Here is a 4,982-nt window from a genome sequence, read left to right as displayed (position 1 = left end):
CGCACCCTGCTCGACGAGTGGGCCTACATCCGCTCCTACACCTCGAACGACGAGCGCACCGAAGCCCTGACAGACTTCCTCCACACCTACAACCACCACCGCTGCCACACCGCACTCGACGGCCACCTACCCATCAGCCGCGTCAACAACGCTCCAGGTCAATACAGCTAGTTCGTGCCACGCTCCCCAGCTGTCGAGCTGCTATCACGAGCGTCAACTATTGATCAGAACTTGATCGCTTTACATGTAGTAGTGCCACTTAGGTAGGCATCTCAGCAGCTTCCCAGCCAAAAGTAAGAAGTTACCTACCTTGGTAAGTAAATGCGCCCTACAGTTTGGCTACTGCCGCGCCAACTCAGGTCTGCGGCATGACCCATTGGGGGGCTAACCGTGAGCATCACAGTCGATCCGCTGCGTCTGTCCAAGCCGCAGGATTCGAGCACGTACCTCGCCATCAGGACGTCTCAGGGCGGACGCACGGTCTATAGCGTGCGTGTTCCTCTCCTGGATCTTCCGACGATCCTCCCCGTTCCCGATCCGAACAATGTCGACAAGGACAACCGCAAGGTCGACCGCCTTCATGCCAAACACTTCGGCGAGTACCTCCACACCAAGCAAGACTGGGTGGCTCCGACACTCCTGGCCCGGGACGGAGGCGGCTGTACCTTCGAGAAGGTAGACGAGCACGGCGCGGTCGGGTACCTCACTGTCCCGTGGGCCATCGGTGGTGTCTCCAGTTTGCGGACCATCGACGGCCAGCACCGGGTCCTCGGCGTTGCCATCGAGAAGCAGCGCATCACTGACGCAATCTCGTCCGTGGACCGGGACATGGCCCGCAAGGTCAGCCCGGACAAAGCAGCGAAGCTCGAAGCTGAGCGCAACAAGCTCATCGGCCAGATGGACCGGCTGAAGGCCGAGTTCGTAGGGCTGGACATCTACCTTGAGCCCGACCCGATCAAGGCGCAGCAGATGTTCGTGGACGTGGCTGACAACGCCAAGGGCATCAGCAGCGCCGTGCGCGCACGGTTCGACAGCTACAAGGTCGCTAACCGGACGCTGTCCGACGTCATCGATCACCCGCTGTTGAAGGGGCGGGTCGATGCCGAGCAGGACCGCATGACACTCAAGAACCCCAATTTTATGGGGGCCAAGCACGTTGCCGACATCACCCGCGCCGTCATTGCCGGTGCAGGTGGTCGGATCAGCAAGAAGGCGGAGCAGACTCTGACCGATGGTGAGGTGATTGAGCAAGTCAAGGACTTCCTCGACGTCATTTCAAATGCGTTCACAGACCTCGCTGCCTTGACCGAGGAGGGCCCAGAGGCCGAGCGTCAGCCCGGGGAACTTACGTTGGCCCAGGAGGTACGTCGGAACTCGCTTCTTGGCTCGGTGGGCATGCTCCGCGTTCTTGGTGGCGTCTTCCGCGAACTTCGTTCGGGCGAGAACCCGGTCGCACTCGATGACGTAACGGACTTCTTCAAGCGTCTCGACCCGCACATGGCCGCGCCAGTGTCGGAGACCAGCCTCTGGCGTACCCATCCGGACGCGAATGTTGACTTCGAGATGAACGGCTCCGCCCCGATCATGCGTACGCAGAATATTGTTCATCTCGTGAGCGTCATCACCGGTTGGTACAAGAAGGCGCCTGCTGCTCTCTAGCTGATCTACTCGGAGTGGGCACCCGCCCCGCACGTCCTTGTGCTCTTCGCATGTGCACTGTGGCGTACATCTAGGTGCCGCGGCAAGGCTCATTTTCCCCCTGTAGGCCCACTGGAGATCAACCTAGCCGCCGAAAGGATCGTGGCCATGCCACATGGTCAGGCAGTGGAACCCGTGTGGTAAGGCCGCGATGGGACCATCCTTTCAGGTCGGCCGCAAACCATAAGCACTCAATTGGTCATCCAGCGCGAATCAGGACTATTCTACCTCTAGAAAGACCGGCCCTGATCTGCTTCTTCTTTCCCGGGGGATTTGAACCCACGATCTTTTCATCTTGCAGCTACCTGGGGCGGGCGCTCGGCTCTGGCCTGCTGAGTCTCTCAGCCGCTGCGATGGTCCGTAGGCGTGTGCAGTTGTCTGCCACTGCGCGTCGGCGTCATTACGCAATTAGAGTCTCGAGTTTCGTACCGGCAGCCTTTCGGTAACGGTTGTCCCCGACCGGCCTAGGTCCAGTGTGTCCTGAGTCCTTCGACCATCACCTTGATCCATTTTCTGCAATCCTGCGAGTGTGATACTGAAATATGTCTCAGTGTGACGTCAGCAGGATCCCACTCCCCTTCATGTGCGATCTGGTTCCGGCGATCGATTTGAAGGGTGAGATTATTTCGCAAGCCCGCTTCGGCTAGTGTTATCGCAACAGCCTCAAGAGCCTCCACTCTACTGTTTAGCAGTACAAAGAGAGAATCGGCATCCTGATTTGTCATTGCAGTGCTTACCTCTGTGCCGCCGAGAAGCGTCACTGTTGGCGTACGTGACGACAGCAAGCCGGACCGCCGCCATGCCGAGCGGAGGTCACCGAGGTCGTCCGGAAGCTGGAGAAGCGTGCGTAAGCCCGGTAGGTCCTGGACTGTCGAGAGCTGGCTCGTGCACTGGGTGGAGAACATCGCTCCGCTGGGTGTCGGTGAGAACACCATGGTCGGGTACGGCGTGGCGGTACGCGTCCACCTCGTGCCCGGTCTCGGAGCGCACCGCCTGGACAAGCTCAGCCCGGAGCACATCGAGCGCTTCTACCCCAAGATGCAGGCCAACGGAAGCAAGCCCGCGACGGCGCATCAGGTGCACCGAACGTTCCGTACTGCGCTGAACGAGGCTGTCCGACGCGGCCACCTCGGCAAGAATCCGGTGAGCCTCGCCAAGGCCCCTCGGGTGAACGAGGAAGAGGTCGAGCCGTACACGGTGGAGGAGGTCCGCCGAATCCTCCGCGCGGCAGAGAAGCGCCGGAACTCGGCCCGCTGGGCCGTCGCACTGGCTCTGGGCTTGCGACAGGGCGAGGCTTTGGGACTCCAGTGGACGGCGTCGATCCCTCCAACGGCGTCCTCTGGGTCCGCCGAAGCCGACGACGCCCCCGCTACGCCCACGGCTGCGGCGACACGTGCGGCAGGAAGGCCGGCTACTGCCCTCAGCGTCACCGGACCAACCCGGAGACGGCCGACACCAAGTCGCGGGCCGGGCGACGTGCCGTTGGGCTGCCTCCACAGCTTGTGGAGCATCTACGCGCCCATCAGGTGAAGCAGGATGCCGAACGAGCGTCGGCAGGTGCCGACTGGCACGACGGGGGTTGGCTGTTCGCCACGCCGACCGGTCGCGGCACAGCCACCCGAGTTGATTACGACGAATGGAAGGAGCTGCTACGAGACGCGAAGGTCCGAGACGGCCGCCTGCACGATGCCCGCCACACTGCTGCGACGGTATTGCTGATCCTCGGCGTACCCGAGCGAGCCGTCATGGGCCTCATGGGCTGGCCCTCAACCTCCATGGCCGCGCGCTATCAGCACATGGTGGATTCCGTCAGAAGCGGTATCGCCGAAAAGATTGACGGGTTCATTTGGGAGGTTCCAGCCGGAGAGTGATGGATAGGTAGTGCGGTCCTGTGGGTGAGTGTATATCGGGCGAGGGGTCCTCGCCCGATATACGTTTGCCGTGCTCGCTGAGAAGCCATCCGTGTCGTTGCTGTTCTGGCATCATGTGAGGGTGGCGAATTTAGTTGTGCGCTCGCGTTTCTACAGAAGGACTTCACGACGCCTGGCTCGGCGGTATGAAGCTTCGATGCTGCATAGCCTAGGTGTCTTGGGTGACGGGGGTATACCCTCCCGGGTCCGGCGGGTAGTCATGAAGTGGGCCTTTGGCTTTGTGGTAGTAATCCCGTTTCGTTGTATTGCACTTGCTCTCGGACTAGTATGCGGCTATTTCTTCCCGTGGTTCTTTTACGGGGTTCTCCGAATTTTCAGGTCCGATATTTATGGGCGCCTGAATCGTGAATATGACTCCTTACATGGGCACTTCCTGGAAGCCTTGGAGGTGATGTCTGCACAGTTGCTCGGCGTGTCCGTGATGATTCTGTCGTGCTTCTTCTTTGGCCAGTTGTTCATAGGTGTATTTATTTCTGTGGATGACCGGGATATGAGGGGCCGTTTGCATACGATGGAGCGGCGTTACCGGGCATCGGTGACCCTCTACGCGAGTGCTGCTGAGTGTGGGCGGGCTCTCTGTGCACAAGGTTGGCGGAGGCAGATGCGCACTGAACGCGCGGTCAACTTGTATCTGGCGGAGAGGGCTGTTCGACGGGCGTGGCGAACGACCAGGGTTGGGCCGGTTGGTCTGCCGTCCCAACAGCGAGCTCTTCTGAAGAGACATGCTGGCCAGGTCATCGCCGCTTTGAGGGCGGCAGCATCAGATGTGGACCAAGCGCCAGAGGAGAATCTGCATCGGCTAGGCAAGATGCTGATGGCCATTGGTGATCGGTGCGCTGAGGGTCGCGCTGGCGCTCTTCTAGAAGCTGGCGCGCTTGAAGGTCACGAGCCTGTTCGTGATCACGAGACCCTCCGCATGGCGATCGCTGCTGCGATCATAGCTGTATGTGGATTCGGGGTCGCCCTGCTTCCGTTGCCGGGGGCGACCGTTGCCCCGTTGACCAGCGCCTGCGCCGTGCTTGTCATTGCTCTCATCTACCGCCGATCGGCCAGGCGGGGCCTCGACACTCTCGGCGCTCTCCTCGGTAGGTGAGGTAGCGCATGATGAGACGTTGGTCCTCGGCGGGAGCCAACTGAGACGGAAACTGAGACGGAGACGACGAAGGGCCGGACCCCACCGGGGTCCGGCCCTCCATCTGTCCTGCTCAGAGCGGTAGCGGTGGGATTTGAACCCACGGAGGAGTTGCCCCCTCACTCGCTTTCGAGGCGAGCTCCTTCGGCCGCTCGGACACGCTACCGAGAGGAACTCTAGCCCAATGAGGGCCCGGGATCGAAATCGGTATCCGGTGGGGT

General features: G+C 61.0%; 2 protein-coding genes, 1 tRNA gene and 1 pseudogene. 3 read left to right on the top strand and 1 reads right to left on the bottom strand.

The features are described from left to right. The 3 genes and pseudogenes from ITI46_RS33045 to ITI46_RS33035 all read left to right on the top strand — a co-directional run. Positions 1–171, top strand: a 171-nt coding sequence (locus ITI46_RS33045; protein WP_209243635.1) for an integrase core domain-containing protein, incomplete at its 5' end; no start/stop codon positions are given. A gap of 219 nt (positions 172–390) precedes the next feature. Further along, a complete protein-coding gene (locus ITI46_RS33040) occupies positions 391–1,659 on the top strand; it encodes a DNA sulfur modification protein DndB (RefSeq protein ID WP_209243634.1) in 1,269 nt (422 codons plus the stop codon). Between the two features lie 795 nt (positions 1,660–2,454). Continuing rightward, positions 2,455–3,569 (top strand): annotated as a pseudogene (locus ITI46_RS33035) (tyrosine-type recombinase/integrase); the annotation flags it as partial. Between the two features lie 1,271 nt (positions 3,570–4,840). Here ITI46_RS33035 and ITI46_RS33030 read toward each other — a convergent pair. Next, positions 4,841–4,927, bottom strand: a tRNA-Ser gene (locus tag ITI46_RS33030). Positions 4,928–4,982 lie beyond the last annotated feature (55 nt).

It is taken from the genome of Streptomyces oryzae (genome assembly GCF_017676365.1).
Lineage (GTDB): Bacteria > Actinomycetota > Actinomycetes > Streptomycetales > Streptomycetaceae > Streptomyces > Streptomyces oryzae.
The sequence above is the reverse complement of the archived record's forward strand: the minus strand, read 5'-3'. Positions and strand labels throughout refer to the sequence as shown.